The organism is Arcicella sp. GW458-12-2-14-TSB2 (assembly GCF_059423785.1).
The window spans coordinates 15,639-42,304 of record NZ_JBWKYN010000025.1; the positions used below are offsets into that span (position 1 = coordinate 15,639).

The following is a 26,666-nucleotide window of genomic DNA, read 5'->3' on the forward strand; positions in this document are numbered from 1 at the left end:
TATTTATTAAGTATGAAAACCATTTCTTTTAATGTCATCTACACTAACTCAAAGTTATCCAAGTATTCTTTAATCGTTGCCTTTGAGTTGAACATCAACACATCAATGATTGAAAGCCAAGGTACAAACTCATTTTTAAATTGAGGGTAAACACAAGGTTTACTTTTGATAAAAAACAGTTCCATCTCTCTATCGCTAAAAGCAGATTTATCATATAATTCAAGACCACCAATCGGATTGATATATGTATCAGCTTTTTCTTGCAAACAAATGTCAATGATTCTTTCTTGTGCTTTTAAATGAGTGTTGACGTATATACTTGAACTTGATACTATTTCAGTAGTAATGTCTAGGTATGCTGCAATAATTGTTAGGTTATTCGTAATTACTGCTGATATATTGGTCTGTTCTGTATTAATCGTTTTTTCAATTAACGGAAGAACATCCTCATAGAACGGTGCTTTTTTATAGCTTAATGCTATTGTTTTTAGAAATTTACTTTTCCAAGCAGCGTCCCAGTTAACCTCAATTGTATTAATTAATTTATTCTGACTTGCTTCTTTCAATGGAATGGTAAATAAACTATCGTTTCCATTGACTAATATCCTATTACGATTAATCCAGCCCTTATTGATATAATTAACATCATCATAAATTATAAATTTATCAACAGCATTAATTAATTGAAAATACCCAATGTATGGGAATATATAGGGTTGCATAATGGCAATTTTCATAATCAGTCTTTAAGGATGACTAGCGTAATTTTCGGAGGTAATAATCTTCACCTTTTACAATTACATTAACCATCGTTGTATCAGTTCCTAAGCGAATATCGCCTATTTGTGGTTTAATTACACTTTTAGCAAAGAATAAATAATCAGCTTCTTTTGGAATAGGTCTCAACCCTTGTTCAAATGGGTTAATAACAATTAACTTTCTAGTCAATTTATCTCCCCAAAGCGGATATTCATAATCATCATTTATCGTTGCTAATGCCACTGTTGCATTTTGTGGAACAAGCTTATTGAAATTCTCATAAGCCTTAGTAATGTCGGGTCTGGCTTCTGTTAATATTTCCATTCTCGTCATATCAAAAGCAGACTTTCTTCCGTAGGCACTTATTGGTAAACATCTATAGTTTAAAAATGTTGCTAACAGCCCCGAAACGATACCAATAGCTACTACAAAACCCACATAGGTTTTTAAGACCACATGATTAGGCTTTTCGATAGAATATTTTCCTGTGAAAAGTAATGTCAGAAAAGGAACAGCAAAAATCGCCGTACTGATCATGTACCTCCCTTTCCAAGGGTCATAGGCAGCCGTATATGACAGTGCTATGAAATGTAAAACAAATGCGAGACCCAAATAATAATAAACGGCCTTGTTTCTGATAACCCCAATTAAGACTAATAAAATTAATGGAATAATTAAAGCGAAGCCAAAAATGCCCCAATAAGGACTCATATTATAAAACTCGAATCGTTTATTATACGTAAATGGAACAATCGTAAAATCAGTTTCAGCTTCTAAACGAGTTTTAAGGACATTTCTTTCAAACCACATGATTGGTTTTTTCATGGCTCTGTTCAGCTTTTCTCCTTCATCCCAATTTCGGAAGCCATCTAAATTGATTAAGTCGATGCTATACCTAAGAACATTACGAGACCCCTGTTTGATGAGGTTTGCCTTCGTACCTGCTCTGTCAATCGACTGGTGTTTTAAAGCAGTAGGAGGACCAATCGGGTGGTGATATTCTTGAATATTAGGAATATAACCTGCAGGAAGCGTAAATAATATAAAGCCAAGTACAAAGGCTACGAACAGGTGTTTAAAATGAACAAATGTGATAGAGAATAAACTGCTTTTTTCATTTTCTTTGAAAACGGTATAAAGCAATATCAAAAACACAGGTGGAAGCGAAAATACAAAGGTTATTTTATGACCTAAAGCTATGCCAAAAGTTAATCCTGCTAAGTAAATGTATCTTCTTTTCTTCTTTTCATTAAAGCTAAATAGAAAATATACCAGACACCCCAAATAGGAAGCAAGTACAACATCAGACTCAGTTGTAATGGCTTGTTTTAATACATCAGGCAACATCAAAACAACTAAACCACAAAAAAAACTTGCAGTAAGATTTTTACTAATACTTCTTGCAATACCAAAAACGCTGAATCCTATCATCCAATAAGCAGTATGATGAATGGCTTTGAACCAGTTTTCAACCTTGCCAGACATTAGGTAATTATAGATTTGGATAGTACAAGCACTTCTTGGATAAGTGTCTATGTTCCAGTTTGTTCCGCCAAAATGAGCCATCGTTCCATGTTGAAGATAGTACAACAAGCGGTTTAAATGACCAGTCATGCTGTCCCATTCATTAGGAGGAGTATAGCAGATTAGGATAAAGTTGGTAATTTCAATAATCGCTAAGGTAATGAAAAGACCACCGAAGATAAATTTTAAGAATAGTGATAAATTACCAAACCAATTCCAGACGGCTTGGATTCTGCTACCAATTATTTGAAAAATAGTAAAGTTTTCGTTCCTATCTTTCCCGAAGAAATTGTTGAATTGAATATAGAAAATATAAGCAGGAATAAATACACCGATAGCCCAAAACCTTCTATCATTCATTTTGTTGATTTCAGAGAGCGTAAAACCTGTTAAGATAACACTTCCACAAAAAACAACATAAGCGATAATAATAATGTCAATTAATGATTTTTGACAAACTCGTGCCGATACTCTAAATACAAAGCCAATAAAAATGGCAAATATGATAGGATACAAGAAAGTCATATTGTTTATGAAATAGTGTTATTGATTATCGTACTAATTCTTTCAACATCGGTATGTGCTAAATCATAGTAAAGAGGTAATGCCAAAGCTCTAGGAGCAAAGTCATCTGAAATTGGACAATTACTTTGTTCAGTAACAAACTTTAAGGTACTTAAAGAAGGGTAGAAGTATCTTCTAGGAACAATGTTCTCAGCTTCAAGTGCCGCTTTTACTTGTAACAATATTTCTTCTGATTCCAGAAAAATAGGATAATAAGCATGATTACTTTCAATAGGAACTTTCACGACAGGCTTGACTAATTTATCCCAATTCAATAGTCGGTCGTATAATTCAAAAATCTTTTTACGAGCTTCTACAATTTCAGTAACCTTTGGCAAAACACATAGCCCCATTGCAGCATGGAATTCAGAGTTTTTACCATTAATGCCAATCGTATAATAAGTATCACTCTTATGTCCGAAACTTCTATAACTATCAATCAGATAAGCTAAATTATCATCGTTTGTGAAAATAGCACCGCCTTCTGTGGTATGAAACACTTTGGTCGAGTGAAAACTACAAGTGCTTATATCGCCAAAATTAAATAAAGACGTTCCATCTACTTTTACCCCAAAAGCATGTGCTGCATCATAAATTAATTTGATGTTATGCTTTTTGGCAATGTCAGCCAATTTTTCTACTTCACAAGGATTACCATATACGTGAGTAGCCAAAATAGCTTCTGTATTTTCAGTAATTAGGGCTTCAACTTTTGAAGGGTCTATACAAAAATCATCAGGAGAAATGTCAGCAAAAATAGGCGTACAGTTTTCCCAAACGATTGAATGGGAAGTAGCACAATATGAAAATGGAGTAGTAATTACTTCTTTAGTAACATTCAGTACTTTTAGGGCTATTTGTAAAGCAATAGTTCCGTTACTCACATAAAAACAATGTTTTACGCCTAGGTATTCTTTGAGCTTTCTTTCTAATTCCTGAACTAAAGGCCCATTATTAGTTAATTGGTTTCTCTGCCAGATACCTTCTACATATCGCTGGAATTCTTCAATCGGAGGTAGGTATGTTTTTGTAACGTTTATCATTTGTTGATGTTATGATAGAATAAGTAAAAAAATAGAATATACTTGTTCCTAAATAACATTTTCTAGTTCAAGTTGAGTAATAGGGAAGTTGATTTTTGGTCGGATATAGCCCGGCCATTTTCCATACCATTCACTACCCTCACGATAATCTTCAATCTCAAAAATTAATACTTCTCCGAAATTATAAATTACACTAGACTTATCTTTGACAACCATCAATGAAATTGAGTAAGACCCATCATTCATAAAATCAGCTGGAATCTCACATTCTGCATAAATTACTCCTTTTCTTAGGTTCAAAGATGGCGTACCAATGTTAAAAATACATTCTCCCGTCAAAGAATTAAGATGAAGACTAATATTAGTATCAATGCCTTCAACCATACTCCAAAATTCAATTTGAATTTTGAAAGAAGTCCTTACATCAATATGTTTTAGATTATCGTGATAATCAGGCGTAAGTTTTACTTTCTTTAATCTAATACTATCATTACCAGGGGCTTCGCTAGGAATCGACCAGCTTGATTCTAAGGCTGTTTTTTGTACATGGCTCAGATAAGTCGCCAATACCTGATTGGTTTCGCCCATTTCAAGTAATTTACCTTTCTGCATATACATTGACTTATTACAAAGCCCTTGCACAGCCGTAAGGTTATGGCTTACAAAAAGAATAGTTCTGCCCGAAGTAGAAGCATCCTTCATTTTGCCTAAACATTTTCTTTGAAATTCAGCATCACCTACAGCTAATACTTCATCAACGATTAAGATTTCAGGTTCTAGATGGGCAGAGATTGCAAAACCGAGACGTACGTACATCCCAGATGAATATCGTTTTACGGGAGTATCTAAAAATTTTTCAACGCCAGCAAAATCAACAATCGCATCAAAATGCTTTTTGATTTCCTGTCGCTTCATTCCTAAGATAGAACCATTTAAGAAAATATTTTCTCGTCCTGATAATTCTGGATGAAACCCCGTTCCAACTTCTAATAAACTGGCTACTCTTCCTTTTATCTTTATTTTACCTTGTGAAGGTTCTGTAATCCTACTCAAGATTTTAAGCATTGTTGATTTACCAGCACCATTAGAGCCAATGATACCAACCCTATCACCTTGATTAATTTGAAAACTAACGTCCTTCAAAGCCCAGAATTCTTCGTGACTTATTTGTTCTTCAGTTTTCTTTGAGAATATGTTTTTTAATTTATCTGTGACTACCTCTCTCAGCGTATCAGCTTTCGCATTGCTTTTGATGTGGTCGATAATGTATTTTTTACTTATATTTTCAGCTTCAATTACCGTCATTTTCAAGGGTTTTTTTTACATTATTTTTCAATTACGAATAATGTTAAATGTAATCCACAAAAGAGTTTTCTTTTTTCCGGAAAAAAATAATTGCTAGTGTAGTTGTTATTGTTACAAAAATAATTGTTGGGATAAATGAATTCCATTCAAAATCTTGATAATTTGGAATTAAACACCACCTAAACCCTTCTATAATGCCTGCTAATGGATTAATCCATTGATAAATTGGGTACCAAGGAAAGCTTTTGAGAGAAGCCAGCGGATATGCTACAGGACAAACAAAAAAGCCATATTGTACTACTAAAGGAACTATTTGTTGAAAATCTCTGAATTGCACATTTAAAGATGCGAAAATTACACCCAAACTAAACGAAGCAAAAAAGGCTAAAAATAAAAAAACTGGTACAAATATAATATTCACTGTAGGTGGATATCCTTTATAAATCAGAAAAGGAATCATTACAACAAAGCCAACGATGAAGTCAAGTAAAGGAACAGCTACAGCACTTAACGGCATTAATAATCTAGGGAAATATACTTTTGAAACTAAGTTGGCATTACCAGTGATACTGTTGCTTACTTGTTGGAATGACATCGCAAAGAAGTTCCAAAAAATAACTCCTGTAAAAATAATAATTTGCAAAGGTATTGCAGAATGACTTTCAATTTTAGCTACTTTATCAAAGGCAAAAACGAAAACTAACACTGTAAGTACGGGTCTGAAAATAGCCCAAGCTACCCCCACAAATGTTTGTTTATACTTTACGGTAATATCTCTAATTGCTAAAATATAAAGTAATTCTCTGAATCTCCATAAGTCTTGCCAATAGTACTTTTCTGACCGTCCTGACTCTATTACTGTTTCGTGCATAATATTTTTTGAAATTATTCTTCTGTCTTTTGTGCTATTTTTCCAAATGTTTTTGAAAATACAATATATAAGATTGAGAGAAATAGCCCCAGAACAGTTCCAATAATTGTTCCTTTCGTAATTCTATCTATTTCTTTTGGATAAGGCAATTCCGCATCATCAATAATTGTAAATAGCGGAGATTCCTTTACCATTGAAAACTTCATATTGTCTAAGCTTCTTACAGCCTCAAAATACATACTTTGTAATTGAGAGCTATTGGTAGATAAACGTTGTTGTTGTATTAAACCCTGCTGAACTATTACTTGTTGGTTTTGGTCAGCAAATCTAGCCGCTGCACCTTGTGTATAATATAATTCTTTTCTTAATGAGTCTACACGTCTTTCTACTAAATTAAGTAGTTCTTTAGATTTTTTTGTCTTAGTCTCAATATAAAAATTAGTAATCGTTTTCAAGTAAAGATGGGCCCAAAGATCTGAAAGTGTATCATTTCTTGTAATAACATGCAATGTTACAAAAGAAGCTTTTTTACTTTCGTTTACCATGCTAGTCAATGGCATCAAAAAATTCTGAATAATTCTAAGATGAGCTTTCTCTTTAACCGTACACTTATCATAAGCATCATGTTTAAATGTAAAGGTTTGAATCACATCATCATCATCCATCTCAATTTCACGAATCCCACTCTTTTTCAAGAAATAATTAGCAAAAATTTCTTCTTTACCTTTTATTTTTACTTTAGTGAGAAGTGCCCTATTATAAAGATTTTTAGTTCTAATCAGCTCGTTAAAGTTCTCTCCCGTAAATAAATTAGAAGAAGGAGCTGCGCCAGTATTTACCCCAAAAGCACTTGCTAAATCAGATAAACCACCTCCACTAGAACTATTACTGTTTTCCATATTAAATAATATAGTCGCAGTATAAACGGGTGGTTTCCTTGTGATTAACTCCCATGCTAGTCCACAAGAAGTACCAACGATAGTAGAGATAAGTATTACCTTCCAGTTTTGTACTATCAGTTTTTTTAGCTTTACTACTTTTAAAGCAATGTCTTCCAGAGAAAACTGATCTTCAGGTAATGTTGTATGTTGTTTTGCTGACATTTTAAATCCTAAATTATAATATTACTTGAAAGCTCTGATAAGTGCAAAAACAGTCCCTAGACTTGTTAAGCCTATTGATATTGTTTGAATTGTTTGTAATACCTGTTGCGTAGCGCCTTGTCTAATATTCAAACTTGGAACGATGATTTCAGAACCTGGGTAAACTTTAGGATATATATTAATCAACCCTAAGAATTTTCTTGTTCTGTCAACAGAACCATTGGCATAAATGATATAAGAACGTTTACGTGACGATAATTCTGTGAAACCACCTGCTTCAGAGATATAGTGTTTAAATGGCAAGCCATCAATATATCTAGTTGAAGTAGGGTACAATACTTCGCCTTGCATTCTTACAGTTTGTGGCTCTTTTGGGATTTTAATGATGTCGCCATCTTGCAACAACATATTGGCTGGAGCATCGGGGTTATCTAAGGCTTCTACTAAATCAATGCCAACCGATTCAGAAGTTTCTTCTTTAACGGCTTTTACTTTTACAGATGCTTCTTGCGTATTATCTGAAAGCTCGCTAAACTGTTCACTTTTTCTGTCAACTTCTTGTTTGCTTATTTTAAATTTACGTACCAATGTAGCTCCTTTTGGATAAGCTTGTGCATTTAAGCCACCTGCTCTTGCGATTACGTCTGAAATACGTTCATTCTTTCTTTCTAGTCCATATACCCCTGGGAACGTAATTTGCCCTTCAACAGAAACAAATTGTTGTTTTTCGTAGTTTGGAGACGAACGCACAAACACTTCATCAAATGGCTCTAAGATAAATTTAGATGCATTTGGGTCAAGTGACAAATTGTTATTGATAGAAAAATTAAAACGTTCTCCAATCGTTGAATTGATTTGGGCTGGATCATCTTTACCAATGTTTTTCTTTCTTCTGATGACTTCAATTCTACCTGTAGCTGCCGATTCTTTCAATCCACCAGCCTTTTCAATCAAATCCTCTACAGTCATATTATGGATAAACGGAAAAGTGCCAATAGGAGAGTCGTTGTTAGGACTTTCGCTTGGTGTTTCTGAAACACCAGTTGAGCCTTTATCAGTAGCACTCGTTAGAGGTGCTGTTTCTTTCAAATTGATTTCTCCTTGAATTCTGACAGTATATTTTTCCATTAATTCAACTACTGAATAAATAGTCACAATATCTTCACGACGAAGGGCTATATCGGGTATTTTGCCTGAAGTAAGGTCGTTATAATTGATTGAAATATTTTCTTTAGTTAGATCATCACGAAGTCTGGTAATGGTTATTCTTCCAAGAAAAGCATCTTCTCTGAACCCTTCTCCTCGCTTGATTAATTTTGTTAGCGTTGGGCTATCGTTAACCGAAAACTTTCCTGGTCTGAATACCGCACCTTCTAACGTTACAGCATTTTCTATTCTGTTTGTTAAAACTTTTTCGACTGTAATAATATCGCCCGGTTTTGGATAAAACGAAGAAATTAAATCATTGCTCAAATCGATTAATTTACTTTCCTTTTCAGTGATGCGTTGAACTTTCAAGAGACTTTTATAAGCCATCGCTGTAAAGCCACTTCCATATTCATTGATGATTCTTTCTAAGTTTTCGTTTGGTAGAACCTCAAAGACAGCTGGTTTTTTTACTTCTCCTACAATCTCAACTCTTGATTTATAAGCACCTACCTGAATAAGGTCTTGGTCTTGTAGCCCAATGTTTTGACGTAAGTTTCCTGTCGTCAATAAATCATATAAATCTACTTGAGCAATCAACTTTTTATCTCTTATTACTTTAATCTCACGGAATGTACCATTTTCGTTAGGTCCGCCAGCTAGATAAAGCGCATTCATTACTCTTGATAAAGACGAAATAGAATAGGTTCCTGGGGCTACTACATTTCCTAATATCGAAACTCTGATAGTTTTGATGCTACCAAGTGATACTGTGGCAGTTGTGTTGGCAGGAGCACCACCATATGGCTTAAGACCAATATAGATTTTTGATAATCTATCAACAATTCTTCTTTTAGCTTCTTCAATGGTAATACCACTTACAAAAACATTCCCAACTTTAGCAATTTTAATATATCCATCTGGAGTAACTGGAAGCGTGTAATGCTCTTCAGAATATCCATTAATATCAATTACTAATTCGTCACCAGCCCCTAATATGTAATTTTTAGGCGTTGGGATATTGAGTGAACTTTCAAAAGTAATGTTTGGATTATTGAAAATATCGATACCAAATATTTTTTTACGATAGGCCGCACTAGCAGAATCCGCACTTGATATAGCTTTGTCTGCTGATTTTGCCTTCAAACTATCACTTGATACTTTATTACTACCTGATGTGTTTACCTTTCTAGGATCCGCATTTGGCAATTTAGTTGCTGATGTTTGAATTTTAGCCCCTTGCATAGGTAAAGCTAAATTTTGAAGATCTCCGAGGTTAAAGGTTTGACCATTACTACGATTTGATAGAAAGGAGAGACATAGAAAAAGAATAGAAACGATAAATTTACAGATGTGTGAAGAAATGAATCGTACGCCTACCTGATTTGGGCAATCGTTTGCTTGCATGATTTTAAACATATAAATTGTTGCCTGTGGGTTTAAAAGGATTCTTAATGCTATCAATTTAATCTTATTGACAATGTTTGATAATTCTAAACAAAATGCAAAGTAAAACAACTTTTAGTAATTTCTAACGCCCATTGTCAATATTAATTATGTGTCGTAAGATTAAATTACGCTAATTTTATAAATTCTTAATGTTTTTGTAGCTTTGTTTCGCTGATATACGGAATAGTGAAAACGTACAATTTTGTATAGAATCATTTTTGTCATAATTTTTAGTTTTTAATTGTTGTTGGATAGTGTTTATGTTGAAATAAATGCTACTGTAGTACTAAATCCTTGCTTGAATATGTCAACAAACCCTACTTCAGTACAATATACAGAAGATAATATACGCTCTCTTGACTGGAAAGAGCATATTCGCCTTCGTCCAGGTATGTATATCGGGAAATTAGGAGACGGTTCTTCTATTGATGATGGTATTTATGTCTTAGTGAAAGAAATCATGGATAACTCTATCGATGAGCACATGATGGGAAATGGGAAAACCATTGAGATTAAAATCAGCGACCATCGGGTAGAAGTTCGAGATTACGGTCGTGGTATTCCTTTGGGGAAAGTGATAGATTGTGTCTCTAAGATTAACACAGGGGGTAAATACGATTCTGGTGCTTTTCAAAAATCGGTAGGACTAAATGGTGTTGGTACCAAAGCTACCAATGCACTTTCGTCGTATTTCAAAGTACAATCTTTCCGTGATGGTAAAACCAAATGGGCTGAGTTTAAACAAGGTGAATTGATTGCTGAATCGCCAGATGGAACAGAATCTAATGCCAGAAATGGTACGTTAGTGATGTTTGAGCCTGATAATACTATTTTCAAAAATTATCATTACATCCCTCAATATTTAGAAAACCTTATTTGGAATTATGCCTATTTGAACGCTGGATTGACAATTAATTTCAACGGTCAGAAGTATTATTCACAAAATGGATTATTTGATTTGTTGAGTAAATATTCATCTGAAGAAGAGCGTCGTTATCCAATTATCCACATGAAAGGCGCTGATATTGAAGTAGCGCTTACGCATGGCAATCAATATGGCGAAGAATATTATTCTTTTGTAAACGGACAAAATACTACTCAAGGAGGTACGCACTTACAAGCTTTTCGTGAAGCCATCGTTCGGGCGGTTCGTGAGTTTTATAAAAAGGATTATGCACCTGAGGATATTCGTGCTAGTATCGTTGGGGCTATTGCCATTCGTGTACAAGAACCTGTTTTTGAATCTCAAACTAAAACGAAGTTAGGTTCAAACAATATGTCGCCTGATGCTAGTTCACAGTCTGTCAGAAGCTTTATTGGAGATTTTATCAAAACTAATCTTGATAATTACCTGCATAAAAATCCTACAACTGCTGATGCTATCAAGAAAAGAATTGAGCAGTCGGAGCGTGAGCGTAAAGACATGGCGGGCATTAAAAAGCTAGCCAACGAGCGTGCTAAAAAGGCTAATTTACACAATAAAAAGTTAAGAGATTGTAGAGTACACCTGACAGATGAAAAAGCAGATAACAGATATGAATCAATGCTTTTTATTACCGAAGGGGATTCTGCCAGTGGTTCAATCACTAAATCTAGGAATGTGCAAAGTCAAGCGGTGTTTAGTTTAAGAGGTAAACCGTTGAATTGCTTTGGCTTAACCAAGAAAATAGTATATGAAAATGAAGAGTTTAATTTGCTTCAACATGCATTAAATATTGAAGAAGGATTAGAAGGACTGCGTTATCATAAAATTATTATCGCAACCGATGCCGATGTGGATGGTATGCATATTCGTCTGTTAATGATGACTTTCTTCTTACAATTCTTCCCAGATTTAGTAAGAAATGGGCATTTGTATATTTTGGAAACGCCTTTGTTTAGAGTAAGAAATAAAAAAGAAACGATTTACTGTTATTCAGATGAAGAACGTTTGAATGCTATCGAAAAGCTAAGTCCAAAACCAGAAATTACTCGTTTTAAAGGGTTAGGGGAGATTTCACCAGAGGAATTTGGGAAATTTATCAACGATGATATTCGATTAGAACCAGTGATTTTGACAAAAGATACAACGATACCTAAGATTCTGACTTATTTCATGGGTAAAAACACGCCTGACCGTCAGAAGTTTATCATTGAAAATCTAATCATAGAAAAAGACCCTGCCGAATTAGCGGCATAAATTCAGCGAAGTTCGCTCTAATAAAAGTTAAAATGTCTCTCGAAGAATTAAGAAATCAAATTGACTCGCTTGACAACCAAATGCTTGAAATTCTAAACAAGCGAATGGATGTTGTAAAACAAGTCGGCGAGTTAAAAAAACAAACTCAAACAGTTATTTATCGTCCAGAACGAGAAAAACAAATCGTTGATCGTCTGGTGGCTGCTAATAATGGATTATTGAATAGAGCGGCTATTGAAGCCATTTATTTAGAGATTTTTGCTGTTTCTCGTAATTTAGAATTGCCCGAAAGAATTGCTTATTTAGGCCCAGAAGGAAGTTTTACCCATCAAGCAGCCGAAAGTAGATTCGGAGCCATGAGCGATTATTTGGCTTTGCCCAATATACGTTCAGTATTTGAAAGTATTGATACTGGTCGTGCACGCTTTGGCGTAGTACCTATCGAAAATAATTTAGAAGGAATAGTTAAAGAGACCATCGATTTACTCAATGAAACAGACTTGAAAATTGTTTCAGAAGTAATCATTTCTGTACATTTTACCTTTGCGACAAAAGCTGAAAAACTATCAGATATAAAAAGAATTTATTCAAAAGACATCGCTTTTGGTCAGTGCGAAAAATTCTTGAATGATTATTTTGGCGGAAAGGAAGATGATTTTTTTGTACAAGTAGATTCAACATCAAAAGCAGCAAAATTAGCTGCCTCAGAAACTGACTCTGCGGCAATATGTTCGCACATCGCTGCTAAGTTGTTCGATGTACCTATTCTATTTGATAACATTCAAGATTCTGCCCAGAACCGTACGCGTTTCTTTATTATTGGTAAAGATTTTATCAATCAAAAAAGCGGAAATGACAAAACAACGATTATCGCAAAATTACCAGAAGATGGTAAACCCGGTACGTTGGTTAGATTCCTACAGGAATTTGAAAGTCAAGGAATTAACCTGTTGAAAATAGAGAGCCGTCCTGTAAAAGAAGGAGAACAATTCAATTTCTGGTTCTTGATGGAGTTTGATGGTTATTTCTTAGACGAAAGCGTTCAAACGATTATGTCTAAGCATGCTTCCGAAATAAAATGGTTGGGTAGTTATGTGAAAACCCAGTAAAGTGATTTAGAATATGAGTCATCCCGAATTTTAAAATCACAAAAAGCGATCGAAAACCTTATTTCGACCGCTTTTTTGATTTAGGGATACAGATTATAGTTCCGTTAGGAACACTATATCGGTAGAAGAAGCATCGTATTAACTCCTCCAAGCCCCATCGGGGCGAAATATTTCGCCCCGATGGGGCTTGGAGGGAATGTTATTTACAATAAGGCTACCGATATTTCGCCTCTATGAGGCTATTTTAATTAGAAATACATAAAAAATAAACACCTGAATAACATAAAATAGAAAGCGCTACTACTAAAGATACTGGATATAATTTTGTGGTCTTGGGGCGTTATGTTATTTTTGAACTTTGGAAATAACAATTAATTCAAAATAAATGGCTTTATTACAAAATAAGGTAGTATTGGTAACGGGTGCTTCAAGAGGCATCGGCCGTGCAATTGCCTTTAAAATGGCTCAAGAAGGAGCAAGTGTTGCTTTTACTTATCTTTCATCTGTAGAAAAAGGACAGGCTTTAGAAGCAGAATTGTCTGCTTTAGGAATAAAAGCAATTGGCTATCGTTCAGATGCTTCTGACTATAAGCAAGCAGAAGAATTGATGAATTCAGTTGTTGCTGATTTTGGTAAAATAGATGTATTGATCAACAATGCAGGGATTACTAAAGATGGCTTATTAATGAGAATGACAGAAGAACAATGGGATTCTGTTATCCAAGTAAACTTGAAGTCTGTTTTTAATTTGACAAAAGCAGCTACCAAGCCAATGATGAAAGCCAAAGCTGGCTCTATCATCAACCTTACGTCTGTAGTAGGTATTCGTGGAAATGCTGGTCAAGCAAATTATGCGGCATCTAAAGCAGGTATTATTGGCTTTACTAAGTCGGTTGCTTTAGAATTAGGCTCTAGAAATATCCGTTCAAACGCAGTTGCTCCGGGTTTTATCGAAACTGAAATGACTGGAGAATTGAATGCTGCGGCTACTGAAGAATGGAAAAAATCAATTCCATTGAAACGTGGCGGACAGCCAGAAGAAGTAGCAGATGCTTGTGTATTCCTTGCATCAGATATGTCTCGTTACATCACTGGACAAGTATTGCAAGTAGACGGCGGAATGCTTACTTAGTTATTTAGTGATTGAGTGAATTAGTGATTTTAAATAGTTGTGAGTTAGTGAATTGTGAGTTAATGTTTGAGTTTATTTTCCTTTATAACACTAACTCACAATTCACTAACTCATCACTCACAAGTAACCTTTCTACCCTTTTTTGATAAGAGACAACAAACAAAGCCCATGATGAAATTCGATTTTCTCTTTCAATCTTCTCCTTGGTTTATTCCACTCTGTTTTTTACTTGCTGGTGTATACGCCTTTGTGTTGTATCAAAAAAATACAAATTGGACAAAAGCCCAAAATTACATAATGGCCGCTTTTAGGTTTGTGGCTGTCAGTATTTTAAGCATGCTTTTATTGAGTTTTTTAATCAGACAAGTAAGCCAGAATATTCAAAAGAAAACAGTAGTTTTTGCTTTAGATAATTCACAGTCGATGAATGTATCAGGGCAAAAAGTATTAGAAGAACTGAAAAAGAACCTGAATGAAATAAAAGAAAGCCTTCTGGAAAAAGACTATCAAGTAGCCTTCGTAAGCTTTAATGAAGAGAATACCCAGAATCTTGAAAAACTTCAATTCAATTATAAAACTTCAAACCTTTCAAATTTACTTTCGGGCATTAAAAATACTTTTGAGGACCAAAACTTAACGGATGTTGTCCTAGTTTCAGATGGAATCGTTAACGAAGGGATTTCTCCCGCTTCAGAATCCTTTAAATTCCCTGTACACACGATTGGTTTGGGCGATACCATTCCTAAAAAAGATATTGCCGTTAAAACGGTTTATGCCAACAAGATAGCATATTTGGGCAACAAGTTTCCTGTACAAACAGATATTACCGCTTTTGGGTTTGAAGGAAAAGCTGCCAACGTCTATTTAAAACAAGGAGGGAAGATATTAGAAAAGCAGAGCGTAGTTTTTAATCAAAAAGACGATTTGAAAACACTGACTTTTAATACTACTGCTACTCAAGTAGGCGTACAGCACTTAACGGTTGAAATAGATTTATTATCAGGAGAGTTTTCAAATAGGAATAATCGTCAAGAAGTTTACATAGAAGTAATCAATGGGAAAGAGAAAATATTACTCTTGGCACTCGCTCCGCATCCTGATGTAAAAGCACTGAAAAGCATCATTGAGAAAAATGAAAATTATGAATTAGATGTAAAGATTCTGACAGAAAATGCTAATCCAGAGATTAACAAAACCTATGACTTACTGATTTTACATCAATTGCCTGATGGTTACAATACATACTCTAATGTCTTCAAACCATTATTAGACAAAGGTATTCCAGCTTTTTTTGTATTAGGAAACCAATCAGGAGTGAATTATTTAAACCAACTGAATCAGGTAATGCAAATAAATGCTGATTTAGGAGAAAGTGATAAAGTGACGGGTATTTATAATAAAAATTTCAAGGTATTGAATTTTGATGCCGAACAAATGGATATAATAGCAAAGTTTCCACAGCTTTCGGTGCCTTTTGGCGATTTTACATTGCTCCCTAATACAGAAGTGTTATTGTATCAAAAAGTAGGTACTGTTCAAACCCAGAAACCACTTTTGGCTATGAATATGGGGACTAAAAAGTCTGCTATTTTTACAGGGGAAGGACTTTGGACATGGCGATTAGAAGAATTTCAATTGACCGAAAAGCATGTAGTAGTGGATGATGTTATTACAAAGGTTTTACAATACCTGTCGGCCAAAGATGATAAAAGAAAACTAAGAGTTTATCCATTAAAAACACCTTTGTCTTTAGGAGAAAAAGTAGTGTTTGAGACTGAAATTTATAACGGTATTTACGAGAAACTATACAATCAGCCAATAAAGCTTGCCATAAAAGACGAAAAAGGCTTTACTAGAAACTATACATATTCGACTACAGCCGACAATACAAAATTTGAAATTAGTGGATTACCCGCTGGTGTGTATCGTTTCAATGCAACTTCCACCATACTTGGTAAAGTAGAACAAGCCACAGGTGAATTTGTCATTCAAGATTTACAAATTGAAAATATTAACCTTACCGCTGATTTTGATGTACTAAGGCAATTAGCTAATAAAACAGGAGGGAAATTTTTCAACAAAAATGAATTTGAAAAACTAAAACAGACGATACTAAGTCACCAAGTGCCAGACAAAATAGAAGCTACCGAAGATTTAAAAGAAATGATAAATCTCCGCTGGATTTTCTTTTTAATTCTTACGCTCCTCACAGCAGAATGGGTGATGAGGAAATATTTGGGAGGATATTAAATTTATCATAAATTCAGTCTATAGCAGGCTGAATTTATTTTTTTTATGCCATATTTAAAAAACAAATCATCTCAAAGCAACTATGAAAAACAATCCTCATCCATTGCTAAAAATAGCAATATTAATGTTATTGGTTTTATTTACTTTTAAAACCAATTTACAAGCCCAAAATAATGAACAGTATATTTTTGGGGATGCCTTGCCTGATGCTCCCGAATTGTCAGTAAGGGGAGAATATAAAGTGGGTGTCCGTACATTGGAATTTGTTCATAAAGGACAGATAGATGTACTCAAATCTAAAGATGGGGTAGATGCTGTTTATGACCGTCCTTTGAAAGTGGAAGTTTGGTATCCTGCTAATTTGTCTGATAATGAAAAAGAAATCGTAGCTTATGACCAAGTATTTGGTGTTTCAAACGACCCTAAACGCCCTTTAATTCCCTTTCAGTTTTTAGGTAGAGCTGCCCGAGATGCCAAACCTAAAACGGGTGTTGGTGCTTTTCCGCTGATTGTAGTTTCTCATGGTTATTTAGGTTCACGACTGTTAATGACCTATTTAACCGAAAATTTGGCGTCAAAAGGTTATGTAGTAGTAGCCATTGACCATACCGAGTCCACTTATCGTGATGCTTCTCCATTTCAAAGCACCTTGTTGAATCGTGCTAAAGATATTTTATTTACATTGAATCAAATAGCTGACTTGGCTAAACCCAAAAGTAAAAGCTTTCTGGAGGGATTAGCAGATGCTAATAATACCGCATTAATTGGTTATTCAATGGGCGGTTATGGTGTTCTGAATGCAGCAGGTGCTGGTTATAGTCAGCAAGCAGGTACATTATTTACCACCATGACAGGCGGCAGTAAAGCTATAGAAGTGAGAACGTCAGGAAATGCTGAATTTATAGCTTCGCAAGATAGCCGTATCAAAGCGGTAGTAGCTTTTGCACCTTGGGGAATGCAACGAGGTGTGTGGGATGCCGAAGGATTAAAAGGACTAAAAGTGCCTACTTTTTTTGTAGCAGGTAGTCAGGATGATATATCAGGTTATGAAGACGGCATCAAAGCCATTTATAAAGGAACAATTAATAGCGAACGGTACTTGCTTACTTATATGAATGCTCGTCATAACGTAGCACCTAATCCGCCACCAGCCGAATCTTATAAACCCGAAAGAGCCAGAGATTATGCGCATTATTCAGAACCCGCTTGGAACGAACGACATATTAATAATATCAATCAACATTTTGTGACAGCCTTTTTAGGAATCCAACTAAAGCATCAAGATTTTGGGAAATACCTTTCTGTTCAGCCTAATTCAAATGAAAAGAATTGGACAGGTTTTCCTCCACGTTCTTCGGTAGGTCTAGAGTTATTGCATGAAGTGCCAGTAAAATAGATTATTTTTGTGGAAATATTGAAAATGACTTGATGATTGTTAAACGTAATCATCAAGTCATTTTTACAAATAGTTATTCAAATGGAGTTTTTCACGATTATTAATATTGGCGGAACAATTGCTTTTGCCATTTCTGGTACTTTAGCAGGCATACGTAAACAATTAGATATTTTTGGTTTATTGGTTATCGCTTTTGTTACATCCATTGGCGGAGGAACTATTCGTGATATTTTAATTGGTCATTTGCCTGTAAGATGGCTTTTAGATTCTTCCGTGATTTTATTAATAACCTGTACTTTTATCCTGACAATCCTCTTAAAAAATCATATCGACAAACTAGATAAAACACTCACTTTTTTGATTCGCTTGGTTTGGGTTTCTTTACGCTAAGAGGTATTCAAGAAGGATTAGCCATCAATTTAGACATTTCGGCTTGTGTTATTTTAGGAACAATCACCGCTTGTTTTGGAGGACTAATTCGTGATATTTTGTTAAACGAAATTCCGTATCTTCTTAGGAAAGAAGTTATTTATGCAACACCCTGTATTATAGGTGGCTTGTGTTATTTCTTAATGAAGCAACTTGCTTTGCCAAATGAGTTGGTAGATTTATTAACCATTCTTATCATCTTCGGAATCCGCCTGTTAGCTGTAAAAATGAATTTAACATTGCCTAAGGTTAGTTAAAGAGACTTCTGTTTGTGATTGGATTTATACAGGTTAATTAGCTTTTCGTGATTTTATTTCAGTTTCTATTTGCTTTAGGACGATAATACTTGGTAAAAGGGTGAGAGCACTACCACCGGCAACAGCAAGTAATGCATAATTTTTACTTTTTGTAGCAAGATAAATAAGGGTAATTAAAGCGATTGCCATTACAATGCCGAGTCCTATAACAGCACCTTTTGCCTTTTTTTGTTTTGCCTGTAGTTCTTCTAATGTTAATTCTGCGAGGTTTTTATTCTCTTTCATGTGATTCTTTTGGTGTATTGGTTTGTTGAAATTTTATTTGAGTATAAATTTTACGCTTACTGTTGCGCTTATTTTAATCTTTTCAAATTCTATTTTTGGAGCTTCATATTTTGCTTTGTCAACTGTATTATATCCACGAATTTGGACACCTGCAACTCGTCCTTGAAGTAGATTATCAAAATTTGTTTCATTGTCTGTGATATGAATTGCGTTTCCAATGGTTTGTCCAATAGGTTTTGTCAGTAGAATGGCTTTTTTTTGTGCGTTCTCAATTGCTCTGGTTCGGCAAATATTTTTCAAATTTTCAATATCAGAATGGTCAACTTTTTGAATGGAAGTATTTGATATGCCTAAGTCTTCAAGTTGTATAAATACTTTACTTGCAGTTTCGGCATTGGTAACTTTTAAAATATACTCTTTGGTCTTTAGGATGTCTTTTTGCTTTAAGAAATAAGACTTGTAATTACTCACCATATCGCTACTGGTCAGGTCTATTTCAGTATTAATCCCCATTGCTTTAAATGCTGTAATCATCTTCATTTCTTGTTCTTCAACAGAAACTTTATCTCTACTGTCTTTTTCTGTAATGATGATTTTAAGATAGATAAGATTAGGCGTTACTAAGGTGTCTTGGTAACCACTAACTTCAATATAAGGCTGGTCGATAAAGTTTTTTGTCTGCCCATATCCAAAAGTAAATATTGTGATGCATAAACAAAAGGTCAAAAGTATTTTATTCATTTTAGTGAGTTTTGTATTTAGAGGGTGAAGTTTAAGTGATGGGGAAACTCTTTTTCAAATAAAGGATAAGGAACACCTTCCAAGTTAATTTCAAATTCATCACTATCCATACCACTTATTTGATTTCCTAATGCTTTAATTTCTATTCCATTTTGATTTCTAACGACCAAATTTTCTATGGTTCGAGTTGATATTAATTTTTCATCTGGATAGTCAGCTACTAATTCAACGTTGTTGATTAAACAATAATTTCTAAAGAAGTCATATCCCGAAATAATATTGATAAAGTATATCTTTCCAAAAACAACTCCCATTGATGCGTCTGCATTTTCAAGCTCTGTTGTCCCTATTTTTTTGTTTTCAAGTAGTATGTCATAAAATTTCTTTGTCAACATTCCTGTATTTTCTTTTATAAATCTTTAATCAAACAAACTATACGTTCAACTTCGGTAAACCCCATCTTCTTATGAAAATCTATGCTTTCAGTATTCGCAATCTCTGAATCAGAGGCAAGTTGTTTATACCCTTTTTGCTTAGCCCAACCCTCAGCAACATTCATTAATTTTTTCGCAACACCTTGTTTTTGATAAGTTGGCTTTACATAAATCCCCTCTACATAAGCAACTGGCAAATCTACTGCTCCTTCTACATAGTCATTTCGAGTGCTTACATGTATAAATGCAATATAATTTTCTTGTTCCTTGTATAGATAACAAATTTCATTTTCTGAGCCTATGATATTTTTGTAATTGTCAAATTCTTCCTCAAATTCACAATCTTCCCAAAGTGCTAAAACAAGTTCTATTAGTTGTTTGAGGTTGTTTATTGAAAGCTGTTCTATTTGCATTTTTAAGTCATTATTAAGCTCATAACCATCTTCCATGGGGTAAGTTGAAGGTTGTCTTAGTGTTATATGTGCTGTACTACTTTTTGTAAGTTCAGATTTTTACCTAAAGTAATGATTTATTCTTAATACCTAATAACAAGCTTATTTTAAATTTAATTAGTTAACAGATTTACCTTTTCAAGCTTAAAACCAAACTCACTAAGTTTTAATAGTTATTTTTGATGGATGAAATAAAGTCGATTTAATTCTTTTACATAGCTTTGAATTATTTACTAGCAACAGACTTTCCATTAAAACATACCTTATGAAAATAACGGCCGAACACAATGAGCGAATGGCAAAATTGACTTTTGCATCAGTATATCCACATTATGTTGCAAAAGTTGAGAGTAAAGGCAGGACAAAAGCGGAATTACACCAAGTAATAACGTGGTTAACTGGCTTTGATGATGAGAAAATACAACAACTAATTGATGAGAAAGTGACTTTTGAAACTTTTTTTCAGAGAGCTACCCTAAATCCGAATGCTTCACTCATAACTGGAGTAATTTGTGGCTATCGGATAGAAGAAATAGAAAATACTTTAACTAAAGAAGTGAGATATTTAGACAAACTAGTAGACGAGTTGGCGAAAGGCAAAAAGATGGAGAAAATTTTGCGTGGTGCCAACATATAAATAAGTAATGAATATAATTAAAATGATGGTTTTTAGTAAATAGTTGATAATTAGAAGTTTATAGTTCTAATTATCAACTATTTACTAATTACTACTTAACTCGTGATTCACAATTTCAAACTTTATGATGTCTGTTCAATGTTATTGTGGTTCAAACCTAGCGTTTAGTGAATGTTGTGAACCAATTATTTTAGGAAAAAAAGAAGCACCTACGGCGGAGGCATTGATGCGTTCAAGGTATTCTGCTTATGCCTCAGTTGCGCCTGATTATTTATTAGCCAGTACACATTCTACCGAACGTACTAAGTTTACCAAGCAAGATTTGGTGGCATGGGCAAGCGAAAATCAATGGCAAAAATTAACAATACTTCATACTAAAAACGGGCAAGTAAATGATATAAATGGGGAAGTGACTTTTAAAGCCTATTTCAAAAACGCTGATGGACAAACGTCAATTCATCATGAGCATTCAACTTTTGTGAAAGAAAATGGTAAATGGGTTTATGTAAAAGGAATTATCAATCCTAAAAATATTACCTCAGAAGTTCTAATTAACAGAAATGACCCTTGTATTTGTGGAAGTGGAAAGAAATATAAAAAATGTTGTGGCGTTTAAGTAGCAGTAAGCTTTGAACTGTGAGCTTTTTATGGTTAAATTTTATACATAACAGATTACAAATAACCGATAACCGCTTGCAAAGTCCTAAATTGCAGACAAATTAACAATTAAGAAAATGAATATAGGAGATAGAGTAAGACTATTACGTGGAAAAGAAGAAGGAATCGTTACCAAGATATTGTCGAATAATATTATTGAAATAGAAATTGAAGATGGTTTTACGATACCCGTAAAGCGTTCGGATGCCGTAATTATAGATGAATTAGAACAAAAAACATTTAAGCCTGTAGCCCCTTCTCGTTCTTTTGAACCACAGGCTAGTATCGAGCGTCGCCAACCAACAACGCCTGAGATTTTGGCAAATAAAGGTGTTTACATGGCCTTTGTGCCTGTGAATGACCGTGAACTTTCGCAACACCTTATCAACAATACTGATTGGGAATTGCCATTTATGCTTTCGGTTGGTTCAGACCCACACCATAAAGGTTTGGCATCTGGAACGTTGAAACCAAAATCATCTATCAAAGTTCAAAATGTTTTGGTGAAAGATTTTGAAGAATGGGGAACTTTTGTTTTCCAAGCTTTTTTCTATCGTTTGGCATTTATGAAATTGCCAGAACCATTGATAAGACGACTAAAATTCAGGGTAAATACTTTTTTCAAAAGCAAGCAAAAAGCACCAATTTTAAATCAGGATGCACATTTGTTTCAGTTGGATGCTGAGGATTCTGTGAATCCTGTTCCTACAAAAATCAACACAGAAAAATTGATTGAACAAATGTTTGAAAAGCAAGCACCAGAACCTGTGGTAGTTTTGCCTTCCAAACCAGCTCTTGAAGTTGATTTACATATCGAAAAGTTATCTGCTGATGCTTGGGCGATGTCAAACCGAGAAATGCTGGCATTGCAATTAGCAACTTTCGACAAACAGTTTGAAGCGGCCATTGCCAATGGAATGGATGAAATTACGTTTATTCATGGTGTTGGCAATGGCGTATTAAGAGATGCCATTCATAAAAAACTTTCGGGCCATAAAAATGTAAAATACTTTGAAGATGCTCAGAAAGAGAAATTCGGTTACGGGGCGACTAATGTGAAGATTAAATAGCTGTGGGCTTTCAGCTATGACTATCAGCTTTGAGTGGGAGGTAAGTCGAAATTCTTACAACATCCCTAGCGAGGTACTTAAGTCCCTCGCTAGGGATAAAGATTGAGGGAATTATATTCTTAGTGTTTAACCTAATTATTTTTTAATAAAAAACCGCTTATAAAAGTCATCATTTAAACAATTGTTTTAACCAAAAATGAAAAAAATACTTATTGCCTTAATAGCTGCAAGCTTATTTCAAGGCTGTTCAAGTTCAAAGAATACTAATACTACTGCTAATCCAGAAGCTCCAAAAGAATCGTACATGTATAATGGAAAACAAGTAGAGAAAAGTCTTTCCACGATTGGCATTCCTTTTGAAATTACCATGGGGGATGTTGAAAGACAAATAAATGCTAATATCAAAGACTTGATTTATGAAGATGCTAGCATGGAGGACAACAATTTTGATAACTTCATGTGTAAAGTTAACAAAAGAGACAACATTACCGTAACGACCAAAGACGAAGCCTTTTTGTTTAGTGTTCCTCTGAAAGTTTGGGTAAAAGCTGGTTATAAAGTAATGGGTATTTCGATTCCTCCACAGGAATTATCCTTTGATTTTAACCTGAAATTTGGCACGAAGTTTTCAATTGCTCCCAACTGGACGGCCTCTGTACAGAGTTTCCCATTGGGTTATGAATGGATTAAAAAACCCACTTTACGTTTAGGGGGCTACGAAATCCCTGTGACATCGCTAGTAGAAAGAGCGTTGAATTCACAACAAGCTACTTTGTTGAAATCGGTTGATGATGCTGTAAAGAAAAATGTGGATATTAAAAAATATATCGTTCAGGCTTGGAATACAGCTATGCAACCATATTTGCTTTCTGAAAAATATCGTACATGGTTAAAAGTAACGCCGATAGCGTTACAGATGAGTCCGCTTACGACAGTTAATAACAAGGTAAAAGCGATGATTGGTATTCAGGCTTATACAGAAACTATTACAGGGGCAAAACCAAGTTTTCAACCTGTCAATACTGTACCTGACTTGAAACTGGTTAATGATATTGCTGATAATTTTAAAGTAGGTATCATTGCTGAAATACCATTGAGCGAAGCCGCTAAATTGACAGCTGATACTTTGATTGGGCAAAATTTTTCATTTAAAGACGGAAAGTATAATGTAGGGGTAACTGAAGTTGATATTTATGGTGACCAAGAAAAAATGGTGATCAAAGCGGGCTTAAAAGGGAGTATCAATGGTAACATTTATTACAAAGGTGTGCCAGCGTATAATCCAGCTACCAAGTCTGTTTATTTAGAAAACTTTGATTACGACTTAAAAACCAAAAATTTGTTGATTAGTACTGCAAACTGGTTTTTTCAAGGGAAGTTTGCTAAAAACATGAAAGATGCTTTAACTTTTAAAATTGGTGGGCAAATTGATGAAATGAAAAAGCAAATGCAAGCTAACTTAACCAATAATAAAGTCGCAAAAGGAGTTACTTTGAATGGAAGCATTAGCGAACTAACGCCTGATAAAGTATATCTAACGCCTAATTCAATTATCGCTGTAATAAACGCCAGTGGAAAGTTAGATATAAAAGTAGATGGTTTGTAAAAACTAACAGCTAACTTTGTAGCAGAAAGCATTCGTCTTATCGCCTTTGTGAAAGCAGGGGAGGAAAGTCTGGACAACGCAGAGCATCATGCTTCCTAACGGGAAGGTACGTTTTTGGAGACGAAACCGTAACAGCAAGTGCCACAGAAAATAACCGCCCGCAAGGGTAAGGGTGAAAAGGTAGCGTAAGAGACTACCGCTCGGTTGGTGACAAACGAGGCATCGGTAAACCTCATGAGTTGAAAGACCAAATAGGCTGGCAAGCGGCGTTGGTAACAACAAAGTAAAGGACGGCTCGTTCGTGTCAGTGGGTAGGTTGATAGAGGTAGTAGGCGACTACTATTCGAGATAAATGATAAGACTTTTGGATATTTCTGCAAAGAAAAATTCAATCGACAGAATCCGGCTTATAGAATGTTTTTTAAAAAAAATCCCTATCGTGTTTTAAACACTGTGGGGATTTTTTTTTGACTTTAGGACTTGATGACTTTAGGATTTTAAGACTTGATGACTTGATGACTTTAAGACTGGAGGACTTTAAGAGTTGATGACTTTAGGTATGATGCGATTTAAAATCCTTTAGTCCTTTAGTCCTCAAGTCTTACAATCCTCCTAAACTACCGTATAATAAAAATAAAATTATTTTTTGAAACAATATTGAGAAAATATGTAAGTTTAATCATCGTTTTAAAATTAACATATATTCATGCGTTTTACCCTACATCTTACTCCCCAAACGAAGTATCCCAAGTTGATGTGGAATTATCACTATGCTTTAGCATCGTGGCTTTATGGTGTTATTGCCAAGGCCGATGCCGAGTATGCAACTTTTCTGCATCAAGAAGGTTATGTAGCTCCTAACGGAAAATGTTTTAAGCATTTTACTTTCTCCGACTTTCGCTTCAAAATGGGAAAGATGTTACCTAATGGTTTTGAAATTGCTTCACCCCAAGTACAATGGATGGTGTCGTTCTTAATAGACAAAACAGCAGAACATTTTATTATAGGACTTTTCCAAAACCAAGAAATTCATCTTTTTAACCGAGAATTTGACACAACGTTTATGGTAGAACGTGTAGATACCTTCCCTGAACCAACAATTAACAGTACCACCCAACTTTGGGCATCGTCTGCAATGGTAGTTGCCGATAAAGTAAATGGTAAAGACCAATACTTAGAACCAACAGATGAGCTATTTGGAAAATATTTGATTGATGGATTAATTGATAAATACATCAGTATGAAGCTAGAAAGAGGAGAAGCAATAGACCCAACCTTGAATAATCATGACATTATATTCAGATTGTTGGATACATCAAAAATGAAATCCAGAAAAGTAACCATCAAAGAAGGAGGAGGAGCCGCTACAGAAATAAAGGGTTATCGTAATTTTTCTTTTGAACTAACCGCTCCGCCAGAGATTATAAAAGTAGGTCTTTATGGCGGGCTGGGGAAGTATGGAGCTACTGGGTTTGGGTTTTGTGAGTAATTTGTTAAACTTTAAATGTTCTTTGATTTCTTGATACAACCAACGATTCCCAAAAATTGGGAATACAATATAATTAAGTTTATAAAAGGAACTGCTATCGCTTTTATCTCATGACGCATAACTTTTTGCGTGCTACCAGTATTGGCAGGTGGATAAATGGAATTATCAGTTTTGAGATAAATAAAGACTATTGTTAAATGCATTAAGCATTTTTCTTTTTATTTACTTTTTTTAAAAAGATATCTTTCGTTAATGGTTTGGCATTTTTCAAAAGCTCTTCCCATACCTTTTTTTCATCTTTCCCTTCAGTGAAAGGATTATGCTTTACTTTGTTATGAATGTTTGTTTGCATAGTTGTTTCAATTCCACTTGAATGCATTAAATTATATAAACAAACAAATATACAAAACACATACCTATTTTAGGTTTTTGTAACCACAATAAAATGTGTCTATTTCATTCTCATCGGCAATTTTTGCTCCGATAAAATCAATAGTTTCATTTTCAAATGTATAAGCAATAAGAATAATTCTTTGTTTGGGAGTATAACCAATCTGAATAAAAACAGTCTTTGATAGTTCTGGCCCACCTTCTTCATAGAGCCTAAATGATTTATCGAAAACATGTACGATTTCATCTGAGGTTATCTTGTCCTCATGAAAGAGTTTTACTAAATCAAGATAGCTAAAGTTGAAATTAAAATTTAGGTTTTCCATTAAGTTAATATTTTAAAATTTCAGAAGTAAACTTTCAGAGTTCGATTAAGGGAGTTATTCAAC

The 26,666-nt window shown here is 34.5% G+C and carries 25 protein-coding genes and 1 other RNA gene; 13 read left to right on the plus strand and 13 right to left on the minus strand.

Annotated features, from left to right (window positions below):
* Nucleotides 1–38 precede the first annotated feature (38 nt).
* The 7 genes from AC07XN_RS05660 to AC07XN_RS05690 are packed head-to-tail and all read right to left on the minus strand — an operon-like array spanning nt 39 to nt 9,722.
* Nucleotides 39–737, minus strand: coding sequence for a WbqC family protein (locus AC07XN_RS05660; RefSeq protein WP_494742321.1), 699 nt, complete (start codon nt 735–737; stop codon nt 39–41).
* 19 nt (nt 738–756) lie between these two features.
* Nucleotides 757–2,808 (minus strand): glycosyltransferase family 39 protein, encoded by a 2,052-nt coding sequence (locus AC07XN_RS05665; protein WP_494742322.1) that lies wholly within the window; start codon nt 2,806–2,808, stop codon nt 757–759.
* A 5-nt stretch (nt 2,809–2,813) separates the two neighbouring features.
* The gene (locus tag AC07XN_RS05670; RefSeq protein ID WP_494742323.1) at nt 2,814–3,890 is read right to left on the minus strand and encodes a DegT/DnrJ/EryC1/StrS family aminotransferase; all 1,077 of its coding nucleotides are present in this window, start codon (nt 3,888–3,890) and stop codon (nt 2,814–2,816) included.
* Nucleotides 3,891–3,938: 48 nt separating this feature from the next.
* A complete protein-coding gene (locus AC07XN_RS05675; protein WP_309919759.1) occupies nt 3,939–5,195 on the minus strand; it encodes an ABC transporter ATP-binding protein in 1,257 nt (418 codons plus the stop codon).
* 43 nt (nt 5,196–5,238) lie between these two features.
* Complete coding sequence (locus tag AC07XN_RS05680; RefSeq protein WP_309919756.1) at nt 5,239–6,066, minus strand: ABC transporter permease; 828 nt, start codon at nt 6,064–6,066, stop codon at nt 5,239–5,241.
* A 14-nt stretch (nt 6,067–6,080) separates the two neighbouring features.
* Complete coding sequence (locus AC07XN_RS05685; RefSeq protein WP_494742324.1) at nt 6,081–7,169, minus strand: hypothetical protein; 1,089 nt, start codon at nt 7,167–7,169, stop codon at nt 6,081–6,083.
* Nucleotides 7,170–7,190: 21 nt separating this feature from the next.
* Nucleotides 7,191–9,722: a polysaccharide biosynthesis/export family protein gene (locus AC07XN_RS05690; RefSeq protein ID WP_309919750.1), complete on the minus strand. Its 2,532-nt coding sequence runs from the start codon at nt 9,720–9,722 to the stop codon at nt 7,191–7,193.
* Between the two features lie 346 nt (nt 9,723–10,068).
* Between AC07XN_RS05690 and AC07XN_RS05695 the strand changes: the two genes are divergently transcribed.
* The 7 genes from AC07XN_RS05695 (at nt 10,069) to AC07XN_RS05725 (ending at nt 18,516) form a co-directional block, all read left to right on the plus strand.
* Nucleotides 10,069–11,943, plus strand: coding sequence for a DNA topoisomerase IV subunit B (locus AC07XN_RS05695; protein WP_309919747.1), 1,875 nt, complete (start codon nt 10,069–10,071; stop codon nt 11,941–11,943).
* A 32-nt stretch (nt 11,944–11,975) separates the two neighbouring features.
* Nucleotides 11,976–13,052 (plus strand): prephenate dehydratase, encoded by a 1,077-nt coding sequence (gene pheA, locus AC07XN_RS05700; RefSeq protein WP_309919743.1) that lies wholly within the window; start codon nt 11,976–11,978, stop codon nt 13,050–13,052.
* Nucleotides 13,053–13,437: 385 nt separating this feature from the next.
* On the plus strand, nt 13,438–14,184 hold the full coding sequence (fabG, locus tag AC07XN_RS05705) for a 3-oxoacyl-[acyl-carrier-protein] reductase (RefSeq protein ID WP_494742325.1): 747 nt from the start codon (nt 13,438–13,440) through the stop codon (nt 14,182–14,184).
* A gap of 168 nt (nt 14,185–14,352) precedes the next feature.
* Entirely contained in the window at nt 14,353–16,434 is a 2,082-nt protein-coding gene (locus tag AC07XN_RS05710; RefSeq protein ID WP_494742326.1) for a vWA domain-containing protein, read from the plus strand.
* A gap of 82 nt (nt 16,435–16,516) precedes the next feature.
* Nucleotides 16,517–17,830, plus strand: coding sequence for an alpha/beta hydrolase family protein (locus AC07XN_RS05715; protein WP_494742327.1), 1,314 nt, complete (start codon nt 16,517–16,519; stop codon nt 17,828–17,830).
* Nucleotides 17,831–17,911: 81 nt separating this feature from the next.
* A complete protein-coding gene (locus AC07XN_RS05720; protein ID WP_494742328.1) occupies nt 17,912–18,220 on the plus strand; it encodes a trimeric intracellular cation channel family protein in 309 nt (102 codons plus the stop codon).
* Nucleotides 18,202–18,516: a trimeric intracellular cation channel family protein gene (locus AC07XN_RS05725; protein WP_494742329.1), complete on the plus strand. Its 315-nt coding sequence runs from the start codon at nt 18,202–18,204 to the stop codon at nt 18,514–18,516. Before AC07XN_RS05720 ends, AC07XN_RS05725 begins: the two co-directional genes overlap by 19 nt.
* A gap of 33 nt (nt 18,517–18,549) precedes the next feature.
* Here AC07XN_RS05725 and AC07XN_RS05730 read toward each other — a convergent pair whose 3' ends face one another.
* Genes AC07XN_RS05730 through aac(6') form a run of 4 tightly spaced genes read right to left on the minus strand, consistent with a single transcriptional unit; the run spans nt 18,550 to nt 20,425 of the window.
* Nucleotides 18,550–18,801, minus strand: a complete 252-nt coding sequence (locus AC07XN_RS05730; protein ID WP_494742330.1) for a hypothetical protein — start codon at nt 18,799–18,801, stop codon at nt 18,550–18,552.
* A 33-nt stretch (nt 18,802–18,834) separates the two neighbouring features.
* Nucleotides 18,835–19,542 carry an SIMPL domain-containing protein gene (locus AC07XN_RS05735; RefSeq protein WP_494742331.1) on the minus strand — a complete coding sequence of 236 codons (708 nt, stop codon included), beginning with the start codon at nt 19,540–19,542 and terminating at the stop codon, nt 18,835–18,837.
* A gap of 17 nt (nt 19,543–19,559) precedes the next feature.
* Nucleotides 19,560–19,937, minus strand: a complete 378-nt coding sequence (locus tag AC07XN_RS05740; protein WP_494742332.1) for a hypothetical protein — start codon at nt 19,935–19,937, stop codon at nt 19,560–19,562.
* Between the two features lie 14 nt (nt 19,938–19,951).
* Complete coding sequence (gene aac(6') / locus AC07XN_RS05745) at nt 19,952–20,425, minus strand: aminoglycoside 6'-N-acetyltransferase (RefSeq protein ID WP_494742333.1); 474 nt, start codon at nt 20,423–20,425, stop codon at nt 19,952–19,954.
* A 268-nt stretch (nt 20,426–20,693) separates the two neighbouring features.
* On the opposite strand from aac(6'), the gene AC07XN_RS05750 reads away from it, so the two are divergent.
* From AC07XN_RS05750 to cas6, 6 genes are all read left to right on the plus strand, one after another.
* Nucleotides 20,694–21,065, plus strand: coding sequence for a DUF2200 domain-containing protein (locus AC07XN_RS05750; protein ID WP_494742334.1), 372 nt, complete (start codon nt 20,694–20,696; stop codon nt 21,063–21,065).
* A 124-nt stretch (nt 21,066–21,189) separates the two neighbouring features.
* The gene (locus AC07XN_RS05755) at nt 21,190–21,681 is read left to right on the plus strand and encodes a YchJ family protein (RefSeq protein ID WP_494742335.1); all 492 of its coding nucleotides are present in this window, start codon (nt 21,190–21,192) and stop codon (nt 21,679–21,681) included.
* Nucleotides 21,682–21,799: 118 nt separating this feature from the next.
* The gene (locus AC07XN_RS05760; RefSeq protein ID WP_494742336.1) at nt 21,800–22,792 is read left to right on the plus strand and encodes a DUF2027 domain-containing protein; all 993 of its coding nucleotides are present in this window, start codon (nt 21,800–21,802) and stop codon (nt 22,790–22,792) included.
* Nucleotides 22,793–22,988: 196 nt separating this feature from the next.
* Nucleotides 22,989–24,398, plus strand: a complete 1,410-nt coding sequence (locus AC07XN_RS05765) for a DUF4403 family protein (protein WP_309915964.1) — start codon at nt 22,989–22,991, stop codon at nt 24,396–24,398.
* A 24-nt stretch (nt 24,399–24,422) separates the two neighbouring features.
* Nucleotides 24,423–24,824, plus strand: an RNA gene (rnpB, locus tag AC07XN_RS05770) — RNase P RNA component class A.
* A 280-nt stretch (nt 24,825–25,104) separates the two neighbouring features.
* Nucleotides 25,105–25,887 (plus strand): CRISPR-associated endoribonuclease Cas6, encoded by a 783-nt coding sequence (cas6, locus tag AC07XN_RS05775; RefSeq protein WP_494742337.1) that lies wholly within the window; start codon nt 25,105–25,107, stop codon nt 25,885–25,887.
* 202 nt (nt 25,888–26,089) lie between these two features.
* On the opposite strand, the gene AC07XN_RS05780 is transcribed toward cas6, so the two are convergent.
* Together AC07XN_RS05780 and AC07XN_RS05785 are read right to left on the minus strand one after the other, a co-directional pair.
* Nucleotides 26,090–26,239, minus strand: a complete 150-nt coding sequence (locus AC07XN_RS05780; protein ID WP_494742338.1) for a hypothetical protein — start codon at nt 26,237–26,239, stop codon at nt 26,090–26,092.
* 64 nt (nt 26,240–26,303) lie between these two features.
* Nucleotides 26,304–26,603: a hypothetical protein gene (locus AC07XN_RS05785; RefSeq protein WP_494742339.1), complete on the minus strand. Its 300-nt coding sequence runs from the start codon at nt 26,601–26,603 to the stop codon at nt 26,304–26,306.
* Nucleotides 26,604–26,666 lie beyond the last annotated feature (63 nt).

Bases quoted from the DNA above. Each gene is read 5' to 3' on its own strand.
- AC07XN_RS05660 (WP_494742321.1), bottom strand. From the start codon at position 737: ATGAAAATTGCCATTATGCAACCCTATATATTCCCATACATTGGGTAT.
- AC07XN_RS05665 (WP_494742322.1), bottom strand. From the start codon at position 2,808: ATGACTTTCTTGTATCCTATCATATTTGCCATTTTTATTGGCTTTGTA.
- AC07XN_RS05670 (WP_494742323.1), bottom strand. From the start codon at position 3,890: ATGATAAACGTTACAAAAACATACCTACCTCCGATTGAAGAATTCCAG.
- AC07XN_RS05675 (WP_309919759.1), bottom strand. From the start codon at position 5,195: ATGACGGTAATTGAAGCTGAAAATATAAGTAAAAAATACATTATCGAC.
- AC07XN_RS05680 (WP_309919756.1), bottom strand. From the start codon at position 6,066: ATGCACGAAACAGTAATAGAGTCAGGACGGTCAGAAAAGTACTATTGG.
- AC07XN_RS05685 (WP_494742324.1), bottom strand. From the start codon at position 7,169: ATGTCAGCAAAACAACATACAACATTACCTGAAGATCAGTTTTCTCTG.
- AC07XN_RS05690 (WP_309919750.1), bottom strand. From the start codon at position 9,722: ATGCAAGCAAACGATTGCCCAAATCAGGTAGGCGTACGATTCATTTCT.
- AC07XN_RS05695 (WP_309919747.1), top strand. From the start codon at position 10,069: ATGTCAACAAACCCTACTTCAGTACAATATACAGAAGATAATATACGC.
- pheA (WP_309919743.1), top strand. From the start codon at position 11,976: ATGTCTCTCGAAGAATTAAGAAATCAAATTGACTCGCTTGACAACCAA.
- fabG (WP_494742325.1), top strand. From the start codon at position 13,438: ATGGCTTTATTACAAAATAAGGTAGTATTGGTAACGGGTGCTTCAAGA.
- AC07XN_RS05710 (WP_494742326.1), top strand. From the start codon at position 14,353: ATGATGAAATTCGATTTTCTCTTTCAATCTTCTCCTTGGTTTATTCCA.
- AC07XN_RS05715 (WP_494742327.1), top strand. From the start codon at position 16,517: ATGAAAAACAATCCTCATCCATTGCTAAAAATAGCAATATTAATGTTA.
- AC07XN_RS05720 (WP_494742328.1), top strand. From the start codon at position 17,912: ATGGAGTTTTTCACGATTATTAATATTGGCGGAACAATTGCTTTTGCC.
- AC07XN_RS05730 (WP_494742330.1), bottom strand. From the start codon at position 18,801: ATGAAAGAGAATAAAAACCTCGCAGAATTAACATTAGAAGAACTACAG.
- AC07XN_RS05735 (WP_494742331.1), bottom strand. From the start codon at position 19,542: ATGAATAAAATACTTTTGACCTTTTGTTTATGCATCACAATATTTACT.
- AC07XN_RS05740 (WP_494742332.1), bottom strand. From the start codon at position 19,937: ATGTTGACAAAGAAATTTTATGACATACTACTTGAAAACAAAAAAATA.
- AC07XN_RS05750 (WP_494742334.1), top strand. From the start codon at position 20,694: ATGAAAATAACGGCCGAACACAATGAGCGAATGGCAAAATTGACTTTT.
- AC07XN_RS05755 (WP_494742335.1), top strand. From the start codon at position 21,190: ATGATGTCTGTTCAATGTTATTGTGGTTCAAACCTAGCGTTTAGTGAA.
- AC07XN_RS05760 (WP_494742336.1), top strand. From the start codon at position 21,800: ATGAATATAGGAGATAGAGTAAGACTATTACGTGGAAAAGAAGAAGGA.
- AC07XN_RS05765 (WP_309915964.1), top strand. From the start codon at position 22,989: ATGAAAAAAATACTTATTGCCTTAATAGCTGCAAGCTTATTTCAAGGC.
- cas6 (WP_494742337.1), top strand. From the start codon at position 25,105: ATGCGTTTTACCCTACATCTTACTCCCCAAACGAAGTATCCCAAGTTG.
- AC07XN_RS05780 (WP_494742338.1), bottom strand. From the start codon at position 26,239: ATGCAAACAAACATTCATAACAAAGTAAAGCATAATCCTTTCACTGAA.
- AC07XN_RS05785 (WP_494742339.1), bottom strand. From the start codon at position 26,603: ATGGAAAACCTAAATTTTAATTTCAACTTTAGCTATCTTGATTTAGTA.